Source organism: Marinobacter alkalisoli (assembly GCF_045449795.1).
In the GTDB taxonomy this organism is placed as follows: domain Bacteria; phylum Pseudomonadota; class Gammaproteobacteria; order Pseudomonadales; family Oleiphilaceae; genus Marinobacter.
The window spans coordinates 413,011-427,451 of the sequence record NZ_JBJJLB010000016.1 but is presented as its reverse complement, the minus strand read 5'-3'; the positions used below and the strand labels follow the sequence as shown (position 1 = coordinate 427,451).

At 55.4% G+C, this 14,441-nt stretch carries 14 protein-coding genes; 3 read left to right on the top strand and 11 right to left on the bottom strand.

Annotated elements, in window-relative coordinates; genetic code table 11:
- Positions 1-72 precede the first annotated feature (72 nt).
- Positions 73-2,202 carry a TonB-dependent receptor plug domain-containing protein gene (locus tag ACJO3M_RS06535; protein WP_407000564.1) on the top strand — a complete coding sequence of 710 codons (2,130 nt, stop codon included), beginning with the start codon at positions 73-75 and terminating at the stop codon, positions 2,200-2,202.
- Between the two features lie 15 nt (positions 2,203-2,217).
- Here ACJO3M_RS06535 and ACJO3M_RS06530 read toward each other — a convergent pair whose 3' ends face one another.
- The 8 genes from ACJO3M_RS06530 to ACJO3M_RS06495 form a co-directional block, all read right to left on the bottom strand.
- A complete protein-coding gene (locus ACJO3M_RS06530; protein ID WP_407000563.1) occupies positions 2,218-3,015 on the bottom strand; it encodes a citrate synthase family protein in 798 nt (265 codons plus the stop codon).
- Positions 3,012-3,842, bottom strand: a complete 831-nt coding sequence (locus tag ACJO3M_RS06525) for a citryl-CoA lyase (RefSeq protein WP_407000562.1) — start codon at positions 3,840-3,842, stop codon at positions 3,012-3,014. The genes ACJO3M_RS06530 and ACJO3M_RS06525 overlap by 4 nt, the downstream gene beginning before the upstream one ends.
- Before the next feature lie 15 nt (positions 3,843-3,857).
- Positions 3,858-5,594 carry a thiamine pyrophosphate-binding protein gene (locus ACJO3M_RS06520; protein WP_407000561.1) on the bottom strand — a complete coding sequence of 579 codons (1,737 nt, stop codon included), beginning with the start codon at positions 5,592-5,594 and terminating at the stop codon, positions 3,858-3,860.
- A 55-nt stretch (positions 5,595-5,649) separates the two neighbouring features.
- The gene (locus tag ACJO3M_RS06515; RefSeq protein WP_407000560.1) at positions 5,650-7,341 is read right to left on the bottom strand and encodes an EAL domain-containing protein; all 1,692 of its coding nucleotides are present in this window, start codon (positions 7,339-7,341) and stop codon (positions 5,650-5,652) included.
- A gap of 14 nt (positions 7,342-7,355) precedes the next feature.
- Positions 7,356-7,802 (bottom strand): response regulator, encoded by a 447-nt coding sequence (locus ACJO3M_RS06510; RefSeq protein ID WP_407000559.1) that lies wholly within the window; start codon positions 7,800-7,802, stop codon positions 7,356-7,358.
- Between the two features lie 56 nt (positions 7,803-7,858).
- Complete coding sequence (locus ACJO3M_RS06505) at positions 7,859-9,313, bottom strand: ATP-binding protein (protein ID WP_407000558.1); 1,455 nt, start codon at positions 9,311-9,313, stop codon at positions 7,859-7,861.
- A complete protein-coding gene (locus ACJO3M_RS06500; protein WP_407000557.1) occupies positions 9,310-9,840 on the bottom strand; it encodes a TOL_0243 family YfiR-like periplasmic protein in 531 nt (176 codons plus the stop codon). Before ACJO3M_RS06500 ends, ACJO3M_RS06505 begins: the two co-directional genes overlap by 4 nt.
- 120 nt (positions 9,841-9,960) lie before the next feature.
- The gene (locus tag ACJO3M_RS06495; protein WP_407000556.1) at positions 9,961-10,878 is read right to left on the bottom strand and encodes a LysR substrate-binding domain-containing protein; all 918 of its coding nucleotides are present in this window, start codon (positions 10,876-10,878) and stop codon (positions 9,961-9,963) included.
- Between the two features lie 120 nt (positions 10,879-10,998).
- On the opposite strand from ACJO3M_RS06495, the gene ACJO3M_RS06490 reads away from it, so the two are divergent.
- Together ACJO3M_RS06490 and ycaC are read left to right on the top strand one after the other, a co-directional pair.
- Positions 10,999-11,868: a pirin family protein gene (locus tag ACJO3M_RS06490; protein WP_407000555.1), complete on the top strand. Its 870-nt coding sequence runs from the start codon at positions 10,999-11,001 to the stop codon at positions 11,866-11,868.
- Positions 11,869-11,955: 87 nt separating this feature from the next.
- The gene (ycaC, locus tag ACJO3M_RS06485) at positions 11,956-12,576 is read left to right on the top strand and encodes an isochorismate family cysteine hydrolase YcaC (RefSeq protein ID WP_407000554.1); all 621 of its coding nucleotides are present in this window, start codon (positions 11,956-11,958) and stop codon (positions 12,574-12,576) included.
- A gap of 51 nt (positions 12,577-12,627) precedes the next feature.
- On the opposite strand, the gene ACJO3M_RS06480 is transcribed toward ycaC, so the two are convergent.
- The 3 genes from ACJO3M_RS06480 to ACJO3M_RS06470 are packed head-to-tail and all read right to left on the bottom strand — an operon-like array spanning position 12,628 to position 14,399.
- Positions 12,628-13,227, bottom strand: coding sequence for an ATP-dependent zinc protease family protein (locus tag ACJO3M_RS06480; RefSeq protein ID WP_407000553.1), 600 nt, complete (start codon positions 13,225-13,227; stop codon positions 12,628-12,630).
- The gene (locus ACJO3M_RS06475; protein WP_407000552.1) at positions 13,224-13,799 is read right to left on the bottom strand and encodes an acyl carrier protein phosphodiesterase; all 576 of its coding nucleotides are present in this window, start codon (positions 13,797-13,799) and stop codon (positions 13,224-13,226) included. Before ACJO3M_RS06475 ends, ACJO3M_RS06480 begins: the two co-directional genes overlap by 4 nt.
- 51 nt (positions 13,800-13,850) lie before the next feature.
- Positions 13,851-14,399 (bottom strand): porin family protein, encoded by a 549-nt coding sequence (locus tag ACJO3M_RS06470; protein WP_407000551.1) that lies wholly within the window; start codon positions 14,397-14,399, stop codon positions 13,851-13,853.
- Between the last annotated feature and the right edge of the window lie 42 nt (positions 14,400-14,441).

Here is a 14,441-nt window from a genome sequence, read left to right as displayed (position 1 = left end):
CTTATACGACGAATGCGGCTAAACTCTTATTCAGCTTGAAATTTTATCAATTTATCAAGTAATAAACTCAACATGCTGCAGCCCCTGTCATCCCTGAGCCGACCCTCGCTTCCCTTCACGATTGCCAGGGTATATATCAGTGCCGGGTTTATCGCCTTTGCCAGCGCCGTTTCTGCGGATGATAGCTCGCTCTGGGACATCCCCCTGGAAGAGCTCGGGCAGATACGAGTCGTTTCGATTGCTTCGGGGACTGAAACGCCTTTGGATAAAGCCGCCGCCGTAACTTCGGTAATTGATGTTGACGACATTGCCGCGATGGGCGCAACGGACCTCGACCAGGTGCTGGAATCCGTGCCCGGGCTGCACGTAAATCACTCCGATCAGGCGTTCTCTCCCAAGTATGTGTTCCGGGGCATTACGTCCAGCAATAATCCGCAGGCTCTTCTGCTCATCAATGGCATTCCCGTTACGACCATGATGTATGGGAACCGGGGTAATGCCTGGGGTGGTATGCCGGTGAAAGCCATTGAGAGAATTGAAGTCATCAGGGGCCCTGGCTCGGCACTGTATGGCGCCGATGCTTATTCGGGCGTTATCAATATCACGACGAAGAATCATGAAAGTATTGACGGACAAACCGTCGGCGGAAGGATCGGGAGCTTCGATACCCGCGGTGCCTGGCTGGAGTCAGGTCGTCAGTTGGGAGATATCGGCGTCAGCTTGGTCCTGGAGTATCAGACCACTGATGGCTGGGATGAAACCATTGAACGCGACGCGCAAACGAACTTTGATGAGACGTTTGGCACATCGGCCTCTCTGGCGCCCGGCCCAGTCAATACCGGTGTTGATCAATTGGATGCCCGGTTTGAAATAGGCGGCGAGCGGTGGACATTCCGGGCAGGCATACAGGACCGTAGCAACCTGGGTACGGGCCCCGGTATCGCCCAGGCCCTGGATCCAGAAGGTGAGTTTTCATCTCGCAGATTGAACGCGGATTACAGCTATCGATGGTCCGATCTGGCCGATGGCCTGGATGTGGAAGCCAGAGTGTCCTACTTCAATATTACCCAGGAGCCCGAAAACGATATCGTACTTTATCCGCCTGGCGCTTTTGGTGGGGCCTTCCCCAACGGTTTGATCGGCAGCCCTGGCTACGAGGAAAACCAGGCCAGGTTCGACCTGAGCGCTATTTACCGCGGCATTCAGGATCACCGTATACACACGGGCGTCGGTACGTTTTGGGCTGACCTTTACAAGGTGACCGAACGAAAGAACTTCAATCCGGATTTCAGCCCAAAAGGCAGCGTGGTTGACGTGTCCGACGACCCGAGTGAGGTCTGGATGCCGGAGGAAGACCGCACGAATTACTATGTGTTCGTGCAGGATGAGTGGCAGTTCGCACAGAACTGGCAGTTGGTCAGCGGTATTCGTTTTGACGATTATTCAGATTTTGGCAGTACGATAAACCCACGAGCTGCACTGGTATGGGCCACAACCGACTCCATCACGACGAAGTTCCTGTACGGCCGGGCTTTTCGTGCACCGTCATTGAATGAGCTTTATGTGGCGAATAACCCGGTCTTCCTGGGCAACGATGAACTCGACGCCGAGACCATCGATACCTTCGAGATTGGTGTATCCCATCAGGTTACGCCGAGCTTGTTGTATGGCGTGAATCTGTTCTACTACGAGATTGATGACCTGATTAATGCGGTTCCAACTGCCGGTCTTATCGCGACGGAGTATCGAAATGCGGGCCAACGGACGGGGCATGGCGGTGAATTTGAACTGACGTATCAGGCTCTCGAAACCCTGTCTCTACAAGCCAATTATGCGTATCAAACCGCAGAGGATGAAGGTACAGGGCGATCCGTCGGTGAGGCGCCCAATCATCAGGTCTATGCCCGTGCCGACTGGAGCGTATCGCCAGGTTGGCTAGTGAGCTCGCAGGTCAACTGGGTAGGTGAACAGAAGCGAACGGCTGCAGATCAGCGAGACCCCGTGCCTGACGCCACCACCGTGGATATGACCATTAGAACCAAAGGGTTATGGCAGGGGCTGGATATTTCTCTGGCCGTTCGAAACATCTTCAATGAAGATGTGCGAGACCCCAGCCCCTTCGCCGCCCCTGCCCCGCCGATTCCAAACGACTTCCCCATGCCCGGGCGACGTGTCGTCGGCGAGCTCTCCTATAGTTTCTGACAGGGCCGCGGTCGGTTAGTCTTCCCAGTCCCGCTTTTCTACGCCGTGATAGACAATGCTTTCACACCGAATCGGAAAGAAGCTGCCTTCGGGGCGCTCTCTTGTATCCCGGAAACACGGCGCCATACCGGCCACGAAGCAAGGTGTCAGGATAAGTTGATATTCCTCACAGCTGAATCCCATGTCTGCAGCCAAAGCGGCATGCACGGCTGCTACGTTCATTGAGTATCCGTATACACTATTCAGGTGTTCGTACACGGCAAAGGCCATCTTCAAATAGTGGCCATCGGAGAAACCATAGTCTTTTGCTTTATCCAGTGTGAAGGCAATGCGTTCGTCTGTGGTGGCAAGGGGGCGGCCATAACCATAAAGGATGCGGCCCAGGGATTTCTCATGATCGACAAACTCCTCCAGTTTACCGCCTTCATCGCACCACTTACCGGCCCTGTAGAAAAAGTCGAGCGCCCGGACCTCCGGTCGACGACCGTATATGGATGCTTCCGAGATGCTTAATCCAGCCATCAGGCCCAGAGAGGGCGTGGTACGCACGGAACCGGCCAAGGCGGCCACATGGTTTGGCCAGATGGAGGGATCCGGATAGCTTGTACCGACCCAGTAAGAGTTCAACATCTTTGCGACGTTCTCCCCCGGATCTCTTCCAAGAATGCAATACAGGTACAAATGGAGCCATTCAAGATGGTCGAGTTCATGGTGAAGATCCTTACCGTGCATAACGACGCGTTCGGTAAGAAAGGCTTTCCCAATTCGCGTCAACCAGTGGCTTTCCGTTTCAAGCAGTTGTTCATGATTCATTGATTGCCCTCCCCTTCACGCTTTTTGTAGGGTCCCGGGTCGTCTTCCAGTTCAATGGCAGAGCTGTAGAAAGGAAATTTTTTCCAGCCCATTTTCCGCTGCTCCAGCGCATGGACGGCGGCACCGGGCAATCTCAGTATCAGGTAGAGCATGCTGCCCTGATCCTGATCAAGACCAAGATCAACGAACGCTGCAGCCGCTACAGCGCTGATGGAAATTGGATACCCGAAGAATGCCTCAAGGGCGTTGCGGTGGCTTTCCAGCCAATGCAAAGCGCCTGCTTCTGGTGCGAACTGGACCAAAAGGTCCAACGACTGCCGAAGTGTCGTGGGCATGTCATCGCCGTTGGGGTCAAAACCCGGTGGATGCTCAATCGCCGGCCATATGTCCGCCCTTTCGTCTTCCTGGGGAGCCTGAAGTCGGGATTTCCAAAGTTCGATGTCCTGACCACATTCCCCCCACAAGCGAATGCAGATCTCAAGTTCCTGAGAGCCGCCATAGAGGCCAGAACCCAAGGCAAGGGAGGACATGAGCGCAGAGCTGTGATTGGTGCCGGCAACGCCTCCGTTCATGGCTGCACGAATGCTGGCCTCCTTGGGGCCCTGGTTGGCGAGGATCATCGCCAGCTTCTCCAGGAGGGCCGCTTCAGCGGGTTGCGGTCGATCACCTTTGAACATCAGCAACAGATATTCAAACCAGCTTGCCCTGGCGATGACCTGGCCATACACATCGTAGCCATGGCAGTAGCTGGCCTTTGCGGCGAACGGGTTTGAATCTTCAGGTTCTTCAAACCAGAAATTGGAGTGATAAACGTAGTCTGAGGGCACGCGCTTTCCCCTAATCTATTGGTCGGTCTGTATCGAGCTGGTTAGCACCTTCATTCTCGATCCCAATGGAGGGACCTGGTCGCCGTCAACAATGATATCTATCAGGCAAGGTCCTGGGCGGGAGAGAATCCCGGGTATGTCCAGATCCATCAATTGCGCCATGGTTTCCACCCGGTAGGATTCTACGCCCAATGCCCGGGCCATCATGGCAAAATCCACGCTCGGTAACCGGGTTCCAACCTGTTCCCCGCCACTCAGTTTCTGTCCATGGCTGACCATGCCCAGTGAGGCGTCATTGAGGACCAGCATCAGAACATTCAGGTTTTCCTGGAGCGCTACCGTCAATTCCTGGCCGGACATCAGATAACTGCCGTCGCCGGTGAAGCAGACAACCGGATTCTGACGGTTGGCGGTGGCCATCCCCATCGAGGTTCCGATTGCCCAGCCCATAGCGGCAAATCCAAGCCCGATACTGAACTGATTCTTCTCCGGAGACATGCCGTCCGGGCGACGGATATTCCAGTAGTGGATCCCCCACAAAAAGCTGTTCCCGGTATCCATGAGAACCCGGGTATCCGGTGGGCATATCCGGCTCATATAAGTCATCAAAGCCTGGGGTTTGACGCGCCCGGATCTGTCAAAACACTTTTCGGGCTCATCAAAACGGGTATTCTCCGGCACGCGATCATAGTCTGTGAGTGGCTGTGCGTAGCTTCCACTCTGTTTGGCTTTAAACGCATCAGCCAGGGATTCGAACAGGAGCTTTGGCGAGCCGAGAACGACGAGCCGGGCCATGGTTGAGCGGCTGAGGTGCGCCGGATTGCTGGAAACATGAATCAATCGGTCAGACAGTATTGTCGTGGGGTCCCACCCACAGGTTGAGACTTCGTCCAGAGCTGTGCCGATGGCCACAACACGTTCGGCGTTTTCAACCTTTAGCGCGTCCGTCGCGCTGTTGTGGCCGGCAAAGCCAAATACACCCCGGTATAGCGGGTGGAAACTGTCGATGAGGCCCTTTCCACGTGGCGTCGTAACCATTAACCAGTTCCGGGATTCCGCCTGGGCCACCAGCATGTCGTTTGCCCCGGCTGCGCCCTCACCCAGTACCAGTGTGACCTTGGACGCGGTCTCCAGCTCTTTCAGTAATGACTGGGCAGCAGGCTTGTTGGGTGCGACTTCGTGGTTGGTAAAGGCGTGGAGCGTTCCGTCTTTCACGTCATCGGGGATCCGGCGGCGCATCACGTCCAGTGGTATCGCCAGGTGGGCGGGCCCGGGCTGGTTGCTCATGGCGTGACTGACAGCCTGAAGCACTTTGGTTTCAAGTTGTGCCGGATGCGATACCAGGGTGTTGTAGCGCGTACATCTGGCAAACATCTCTACCGTATGAATGCCCGTGCATGAGGTCTCCTGCAATGAGCCCTGCCCAAACTTGTCGAGCGCTGTTTGCGCTGTTATCACGAGCATCGGAATCCCATCGGCGTAAGCGGATGCAACGCCAGTCAGCAGGTTCGTGGCTCCTGGACCGGCTGTGGAGCAACAAACGCCTATCTTTCCTGTTTCCCGGGCATAACCCTCTGCCATAAATGCCGCGCCGGACTCGTGACGGGCGGTAATGGTCCGGATACCACCCCGGCGCTCACTTCTTGCCAATGCATCATAAAACGGTTCAATGCTCCCGCCAGGAACGCCAAACACATACTCCACACCGAGGCGTTCCAGGTAGCGTAATAACAAGTCACCATTTTCGAGCATGACAAATCCTATGGGGAAGGCATCAAAGTTGTATTTGAGTCAGGGGGAAAACCAATCAATCAAGCGGCCGCGGCATGGAGATCCCGTATCCCTGCGCATAATCAATGCCGAGCTCAACCAGTCGTGATTTGACCCTGTCGTTCTCCACAAACTCGGCAACAGTCTTGAGACCGGTGGCATGGCCAATCCGGTTGCAGGCGTCAACAATGGCAAGATCGATTGGGTCTTCCAGCAAATTACGGACGAAGCCACCATCGATCTTGAGATAATCCACGGGCAAGGCCTTGAGATAGGAAAACGAACTCATGCCTGCGCCAAAGTCGTCCAGTGCAAATTTAAAGCCTCTTCGTCTGGCAGAGCTGATGAATCGCTGGGTGACATTCAGGTTGGCGATAGCGGAGGTTTCAGTGATTTCAAAACAGATACGCTCCGGCTTTAATTTATATCGCTCCGCCAATTGGCTAATGTAAAGAAAGAGTTCCGGTTCATTAAAGGAGCTCCCGGACAGGTTGATGAAAAACGTCCCGGTTTCCTCCCGGCCGAGGCCAGTGCGGTCAAGGTACCGGAACGCCATTTCAATAACTTTCCGGTCGATCCTGGTCATCAGGTTGAAGCGCTCGGCAGCGGGAATAAAGGCGCCCGGAGGGATTGTTTCGCCCCCTTCCCTCAACCGAACCAGAAATTCCGTGCGATAGCCATCGACGGCATCCGGCTGCAGTGCGGTCATCTCCTGTTGCCAAAGGCAAAAGCTGTCATTCTGCAACGCTTGCTGGATGCGGCTGGTCCAGTTCATATCACTCTGGCGCTGCTGCATCTCAACGTCGCTTGTTTCATAGAGCTGGACGTTGTTGCGGCCCCTGTCCTTCGCGGCATAGCAGGCCAGATCAGCATGACTGAGGAGCTCGCTGGCACTGCAGTAGTGCTTATCGACCAGCACCATGCCGATACTCAGGGAGACGGAAAACGGTCTGTCATGCCAGACAAACCGATACTCGCTGACCTCTTCACACAGTTTTTCGGCCACTCTCTGCGCATGGACGATGTCGCAGCCACGCAGGAGCACCCCGAACTCGTCACCGCCGAGCCTGGCAAGGGTGTCGTCTGAACGGATGTGATGGGACAGCAGCGCGGCAATCTGCTTAAGCAGGTGATCGCCGGCGACGTGACCGCAGGTGTCGTTGACGATCTTGAACTGATCAAGATCAAGGTACAGGAGCACGTGTTGCCGTCCGGTTTTGTAAGTGTCTTCCAGGGCCTGTACCAGCCGTTGCTCAAACTCGCGGCGATTCACGAGATCGGTCAGGCTGTCATAGTAAGCCATGTGCTCCAGGGTGGTTTCCGCCACGCGCTTGGCCTGGCGTACGGAGCCTTCACGCACTTCACGGTCAATGGCGGGAATCAGCCGCGACAGGTTGTCCTTCATGATGTAATCCTGAGCGCCGGCTTTCATGGCCGTGACCGCAACGCCTTCCCCAATCGTTCCGGAAACAATAATCACAGGTACATCCATGCAGTACTGTTTAGTCAGTTCCAGCACCCGAAAAGAAGAAAAGCCGGGCATGTTGTGATCGGTTATCACGATGTCCCACTTGCCACGGCGGAGGGCATAGGTCAGGCGATCCTCGCTATCCACCAATTCATGATAGGGGGAAATACCTCCTTTACGCATCTCTCGTAAAAGAAGCATGGCGTCGTCTTCGGAATCCTCGACGATCAACATCCGTAATGGGGTGCTTGCATCAATCAATGAACTTACCTTTATCAGTACGAGCGAACTGAGCCGGCTTTGGGCACCTTGTTGACAACGAGCCAGTAGCGGGCAAGCAATTTCATTTGTTCCGTAAATTCCCGATAGTTAATCGGCTTGGTGATAAAACTGTTGGCTCCCAGACGATAGGCCTCCAGCAGGTCTGCCGGTTCATCAGAGGAGGTCACCATCACCACGGGCAGCCAGTTGGTGAGCGGTGAAGACCGAATGCTTTTTAGTACCTCCAGCCCACTGACCCTGGGAAGCTTTACATCCAGCAAAACAACTCCGAGCGTATCCAGCTCCTTGGACGGGGTATCGCCAAACAGGAAGTCCAGCGCCTGCTGCCCGTCTTCCAGCACGATCACAGGGCTGCCCTCGCTCGCGGCCTTGAGGGAGCGTATCGTCAGAACCTGATCATCCGGATTGTCTTCAACCACAAGGATTGAATAGCCGTCCATGTTTTTAGCTGCCCTTTCAATGGATTGCATTTAAAGCGTGAGCGTATGGTTGCAGTCTAGTCACGATCTCCCGAAACAGGCAACTTCACAATAAAACTTGCGCCCTCGCCTACTTTGGACGTGGCGGAAATCTCGCCATGATGCCTGCGAACCACCCGATACACCGTCGCCAGGCCAATGCCTGTGCCGCCAAACTCCGAGGGTGTGTGAAGCCGGTTAAAAGCGACGAAAAGTTTGTCGATATACCGCATATCAAAGCCGACCCCATTGTCCCGGACTTCAATGGCTGTCCAGCGGCCCGCTGTTCGTGCAGACACGTCTATGATCCGTTTCTCCTCCCTGGCACTGTATTTCCAGGCGTTTGCAAGCAGGTTCTGGAAAGCAACACGCAGCATTCGGCTATCACCCACAACCCGGACGCCCTGCTGAATGTGTACTTCCGAGGGGACATCGTCACTGATGTCTTTCAGCTCATCAGTGATTTCCTGCAACAGTTGGCTCAAATCGACAGTCTGGTTCTCAATCGGCTGGCGGCTGACGCGGGAAAGGATCAACAGTCCGTCGATCAGGCCCGCCATTCGCACACTGGCCGCACGAATGCGCCGCAGGTAATCCTTGCCGGTCTCATTCAGCTGGTCACCGCAATCCTCCTCAAGTGCCTGCCCAAACCCTTCCACGGCTCTCAATGGCTGCCTGAGATCGTGGGAGACTGAGTAACTGAACGCCTCCAGTTCCCGGTTTGCCATGCTCAGTTCCGAGGTTCTGGCTTCGACAATCCGCTCCAGGCTGTCGCGACTTTCCAGAATACGGCGATTCTGCTGCTGAATAGTGCCGATCATCTCGTTAAAGGTGTTCCCCAGCCGCCCCAGCTCGTCGGTTCCGGAGACCGGTGCGCGAATGGAGTAGTCATGGTCCTGGGCAATGCGCTCAGCGGTTTCCGAGAGCTTGAGGATGGGGTCAGACACAATTCTCTGTAGCCGGAGCGCGAGGAACACCAGAGCCACCAGAATGACGGCGCCAATACCAATGGCTACGAACACAAAAGTGCGGATATGGCCATGTAATACCTCAAGGTGGGATGTGAGGAAAAGCTGCCCGACCGTTTCGTTATCAAGGGTTACCGGTATCGCTAGCCGATAGACTTCATCGACAAACCCTACTTCCAGTTGTCGGTTAACAGGGGGGCATTCCCGTTTATCCATGCTGGCCAGGGAAGCCATGACGGTCCCTTGTTGGTCATAGACACAAGCCTGCTGGATAGTCTCAATGCGCTCAAGGCTGGAAATGATGCTGCTCAGCTGATTATTATCCTCAAACACCAGGGCGGCGGCCGACTGTTCAGCGAGGATGCCTGCAATGACATGCAGTTCGGACTCAAGCTGTTTACGGTAATTCCGGTTCTCAACAAAGATGAGGCTGGCGCAGACCAGGGTAATCCCCAGTGCACTGGTGAACAGTGTTAGGAAAAGCAGTTTGGTTTTAAGTCGCCAGTATCGCCATTGTCCGATCATCGCACGACCCTCACCGCCAGCTCCAGAAGTCGGGAGTTAATAGTAAGCCCCGCTTCGGTCGCAGCTTTCAGGCTGATTTCAAAGCGAATGACATTGCCCTTTTTGACGTAACCGACCATTCCCCCCTTGCGGACAAACTCCGGCAGGTCGCTGACTGTCAGCATGCCCTGGTGTTGGGCGAGATCAAGCAGCTCGTTGAGGTTGCGGGATTGCGACTGGGCGATATACAGAACATTGCACCCAGTAAGGTGCGCGGCATTGTCAGGGTATCGAAGCTGAAGTTCCCTGCCCTGGGATTTGCGACCAGTGAGAGGGTCGAGCAGGTCGCCAAACGGATCATCGCCAAAAATACATACCTCAAGGGGGGCGGAATTGCTCCCGTTATGGGGCCAACTGACAAAGCGTGTGAAGTTGTAGAGAAAGGCGGCTTTGACTTCGTACTCGGAACGTATGGAGGCGTGCCCGGGTACCGTGCCAAGACACAGGCTGAGAGTCAGTGAGATAAGGTATTTCAGGTGATCCCTCACGAGTCGGCCACGAAGCAAATAGTCATATTTGGATCAAGCAAATGGGCGTACGGCACCTACCGAAGGTTAGCATCAGTCCGGCTGCCGTCAACTGCATGCCAGATCTGTGCTACCCCAATATCAACTTTCCGGCACCGGAAAATCCACCTCATCCACCTGCTCTGACAGGTAATCCAGAAATGCGCGGATCGACGGAAGAAGGCCTCGGCGTGATGGAAAGACGGCGTGGAAAATACCGCCGCGTGGCTGCCAGCCAGGCAGTACATTGATCAGGCGCCCCTCGATCAGGTCACGTCCGCCTACAATCAACGGCATTTTGACCACGCCCAGACCGGCGATCGCGGCCTGCCGGAGGGTGAAAACATCGTCCGTAACCAGGCGTGGTTTGTGGTGTACCTGCACCGATACGCCGTCCGGGCCATCCAGACACCAGATGTGCTGGCCATCGGTCTGTTCGAAGTCGATGCTGGGCAGGCGAGTCAGGTCCTCCGGCGATTCGATGTTGGGGGAACGTTCCAGTAAAGCCCGCGCCCCCATCAGGCATTGGGGGCTCCTGGACAGGACCTTCATGGTCAGGCCGCTGTCTTCAATCGGCGGGTACCGGACCCGGAGTGCCAGATCGACGCCCTCTTTAATCACATCGACCCGACGACTGGTAGCCACCAGCTCAATCCTGACTTCCGGATACATCTCCATGAACTTCACCACCAGTGGTGCAACCAGGAAATAGATCAATCCTGGTGGGCAGGTCATCCGGATGCACCCACGGGGTTCCGAGCGGGAACGATCGATCAACTCCTGCGCCGCCTCGGCTTCAACCAGCATGGCAACGCAGTGGCGATAATACTCCTTGCCCAGCTCCGTTACGCTGAACCGGCGTGTTGACCGGTTAATCAACCGGGTATCAAGGCGCTCTTCCAGAAGTGCTGTGCGCCGGCTCAGTTTGGATTTGGGGACGCCCAATGCCCGCCCGGCCGGTGCAAAGCCACCATGCTCCACTACCTGCACGAAGTAATAGAGATCGTTCAAGTCCTGCATAGTTCAGAGTCCTATATATAGAACGCAGATTATAAATTTTGGCACCTACTCAGACCAGCTTCCGTGCCCTATCTTCACTGTATTGATCATTAATATCCAAACCAGTGTAAGGGGGAGCACATGAAACAGATACTGACCACCTACAGCGCGCCCCATGGCCACTGGGTTGGTGATGGTTTCCCGGTCCGCTCACTGTTGTCCTACGACCGTATGGGCGCCAACAATATCAGCCCTTTCCTGCTACTGGACTACGCCGGCCCCGCGCAGTTTCCGCCGGGAACGCGCCGCCGGGGCGTCGGCCAGCACCCGCACCGTGGTTTTGAGACCGTCACCCTGGTCCTGCAGGGCGAACTTGAGCACCGGGACTCCACTGGCAGCGGCGGATTGATCGGTGAAGGCGATGTCCAGTGGATGACGGCCGGTGCCGGTATTGTCCACGAGGAGTTCCATTCGCCAGCGTTTACCCATCGTGGCGGCACGCTTGAGATGGTCCAGCTATGGGTGAACCTTCCAGCCAGGGACAAGAATGCACCAGCGGCTTATCAGACCCTGCTGAAAAAGGACATTCCGGTGGTTTCCCTGGGCGACCATATCGGCGAACTCCGGGTTGTTGCGGGTGAGTTCCACGGACACCCGGGGCCGGCCAGCACCTTCACCCCGATGAATGTATGGAACCTGAAGCTTGAGCCGGGCGCGGATGTGGTCCTGCCCGTCCCGGAAGGACAGACCGCCATTGTAGTGGTGCTCAAGGGAACGGTGCAGGCAAATGGGGCCGAAGTATTGCATGACGCGGAAGTTGCCAGCTTTGATCGCCAGGGCCAGGAACTGCAGCTTGAATCCAACAACGATGCCCGGTTGCTGGTACTCACCGGTGAGCCGATTAATGAGCCTGTAGTCGGTCATGGTCCCTTTGTCATGAACTCAGAGGCTGAGATCCATCAGGCAATCGCGGACTTCCAGAACGGAGAGTTCGGCATGCTTCACCGTTAGCCAGAACAGGTGATGGCCAGCGGTAGGAACCGGTCCCTCCGATGGGGCCCGGTCAATAAAACCCACCTGAAACGAAGGAGAAGGAACATGGCTTTTAAATACAATCGACTGGACAAGGACGATGTTGCTCTGCTGATGGTTGACCACCAGTCAGGGCTGCTCTCTCTCGTACGGGACTTCTCACCGGACGATTTCAAGAACAACGTACTGGCGCTGGCGGACATCGCCAAGTTTTTCGACATTCCGACCATTTTGACCACCAGCTTTGAGGATGGCCCCAACGGCCCAATGGTGCCGGAACTCAAGGAAATGTTCCCGGATGCGCCCTACTTCCCCCGTCCCGGCCAGATCAACTGCTGGGACAACGAGGATTTCCTCAAGGCCGTGAAGGCCACGGGTAAGAAGCAACTGTTGATTGCCGGTGTGGTGACCGATGTATGCGTGGCTTTCCCGACGCTGTCAGCGCTTGAAGAAGGCTATGAGGTCTTTGTTGTAACGGATGCGTCCGGCACCTTCAACCAGACCACCCGCGACGCTTCCTGGAGCCGCATGGAACAGGCCGGGGCACAACTGATGAACTGGTTCAGCGTTGGCTGCGAGTTGCACCGTGACTGGCGCAACGATATTGAAGGCTTTGGCGGCATCCTTGCCAAGCACCTGCCACATTATGCAAACCTGATGCAGAGCTTTACTGCCCAGAAAGGGTAAGCTTTAGCGGGCGCCACACCCACAACCCTTGTGGGTGTGGTCTCGATTGAACTATTTCGGAAGGTTATTCCTGCTCTGAGCGAGTTGCTCCAGGGTGTTATGTTCGCATTCTTTTTCAGCCATAAAGCTCTCTGATGACGTAACCAGAATGTTGTCATCACTCATGAATCGACGGCCCAGCAAGGCCGGATAGGAAAACCGTCCCCGGTCAGCCAGGGAAAATTCGGTTTCATGGGTGGAACCGGCAATACAGAACTCCATACGCACCACATACCGCCTTTGGGACGGCGCACCCTTTCGTTTTATCCGGACAGTCCGGTCCACCGGGCGTTCAAACTCCAGGATGACGTCCTCAACCTCAGTACCGTTCTCGCCGGTTTCCTGGTCGCGGTGATCCGCAAGGGGCACCTGGAAGCTCACCCACTTCTCATCCCCCTTTTCGAAGGGTTCGATATTAACCGCATGAAGCGAAGAGGTTTTTGCTCCCGTATCCAGCCGTGCCTTCAGGCGCAAGCCGGTGTCCTGAAGAACAATCCATTCCACAAAACCGAGGGATTCCGGTGGGCGCTCCTGGCTTTGCTTTTCCTCTGCCTGAACAGGTGCGGCTGCGGCCAGAATGGCTGCGAAAGTGAGTCCAACAGCTAACTTCATGAAACATCTCCGGCAAACGTGATCAGATCCGGGAAGAATGTCAGGAATCGGCGTTCCAGCTCCCGGTCGTTCTCTTTGATTTCTTCGATGATATCGAAAAACTGATGCTTGAAACGGATACGCTGGGCGACCCGGTTCAGTGCAAAGCCCACGCTATCCAGGTCTGCGTAAGATCCGAACCAGTCATTCTCCGCCATGTTTTGGGTAACCCGCTTCATTTTTTCGGGCATCAGGTGTTCGTTGTCCCGAAACTCCTGGTAAACAATGTCGATAAAGGTACCAGAATCGACATTGCTGAATCGTTGCCAGTGTCTTAACAGGTAGTGATCATAAAGGATATCGAGTGCAACGCCTGCAAAGCGGCGCCGTTGCTGTGAAAACAGTCGTTTGCTGGCGAGTACTTCCGGGTGGCTGTCCGTGTATGTGTCGACAGCCCGATGATGGTACAGGCCGGCCCGGACGGTTGGCGGGAGTTCCCGGACTTGCAGTCCCCTGGCGAAATCCCCCATCACGCTGCCAATGCGGGCCTGGGGCGAATCCGGTGCGAGGAAAAGATGGGCCAGATGATTCAAACAGCCTCCCGGGATAGCGAGTAAGCCCGTAATCCCGGGAGGCTTACCCGATCAGAAATTAAAGGTCACGCCGAGGCCAAGGCCATCAATAGTGACGTTGTCCTTGTCATAATAACGCATATATTCAAGGTTGCCGGACACTTGTGGCGCCATTTCAACGTTGACGCCAATGCCGTAGGAAAAATCGGAGTCATCATCGGTAACCGTGGTGAAAGGCCCCTCGGCTTCCAGCTCTACCCGGGTGAAACCAAATATAACATAGGGCGTTGCCGGTGATTCGTTGGCAAGGTTCAATGTGGCGTAACCCCCAAAGAAGTTATCCACGGAGTAATCGATGCCATTGACGCGATCGTCGTCAACGCCAAAGCCTGCCCTCGCCTCCACGCCGAAGTAGGGTGTCGCCAGCGCGCCCACCTTGGCGGACAGCGCGCCAACATCCGCATCGTCAGAGTCGTCCTCGAGATTAAAGAAGGTGTAGTTCAGGCCTGCGTACAAGCTCCCCATTCCTGACTTGTACATATCACTCGCAATGGCAGGGGCTGCTGCCAGGCTGCCTGCGAGAGTGGCAAATCCAAATACCAAAGAACGTGTGGTTTTCATTGTCTTCGATGCTCCTTCCTGGTTTTCACCGTCAGTTTTACG

What these genes read in the sequence shown, in the direction of transcription:
- ACJO3M_RS06495 (WP_407000556.1), bottom strand. Translation starts at nt 10,878, where the DNA reads ATGCAGGACTTGAACGATCTCTATTACTTCGTGCAGGTAGTGGAGCAT.
- ACJO3M_RS06480 (WP_407000553.1), bottom strand. Translation starts at nt 13,227, where the DNA reads ATGAAGTTAGCTGTTGGACTCACTTTCGCAGCCATTCTGGCCGCAGCC.
- ACJO3M_RS06520 (WP_407000561.1), bottom strand. Translation starts at nt 5,594, where the DNA reads ATGCTCGAAAATGGTGACTTGTTATTACGCTACCTGGAACGCCTCGGT.
- ACJO3M_RS06530 (WP_407000563.1), bottom strand. Translation starts at nt 3,015, where the DNA reads ATGAATCATGAACAACTGCTTGAAACGGAAAGCCACTGGTTGACGCGA.
- ACJO3M_RS06505 (WP_407000558.1), bottom strand. Translation starts at nt 9,313, where the DNA reads ATGATCGGACAATGGCGATACTGGCGACTTAAAACCAAACTGCTTTTC.
- ACJO3M_RS06470 (WP_407000551.1), bottom strand. Translation starts at nt 14,399, where the DNA reads ATGAAAACCACACGTTCTTTGGTATTTGGATTTGCCACTCTCGCAGGC.
- ACJO3M_RS06535 (WP_407000564.1), top strand. Translation starts at nt 73, where the DNA reads ATGCTGCAGCCCCTGTCATCCCTGAGCCGACCCTCGCTTCCCTTCACG.
- ycaC (WP_407000554.1), top strand. Translation starts at nt 11,956, where the DNA reads ATGGCTTTTAAATACAATCGACTGGACAAGGACGATGTTGCTCTGCTG.
- ACJO3M_RS06490 (WP_407000555.1), top strand. Translation starts at nt 10,999, where the DNA reads ATGAAACAGATACTGACCACCTACAGCGCGCCCCATGGCCACTGGGTT.
- ACJO3M_RS06510 (WP_407000559.1), bottom strand. Translation starts at nt 7,802, where the DNA reads ATGGACGGCTATTCAATCCTTGTGGTTGAAGACAATCCGGATGATCAG.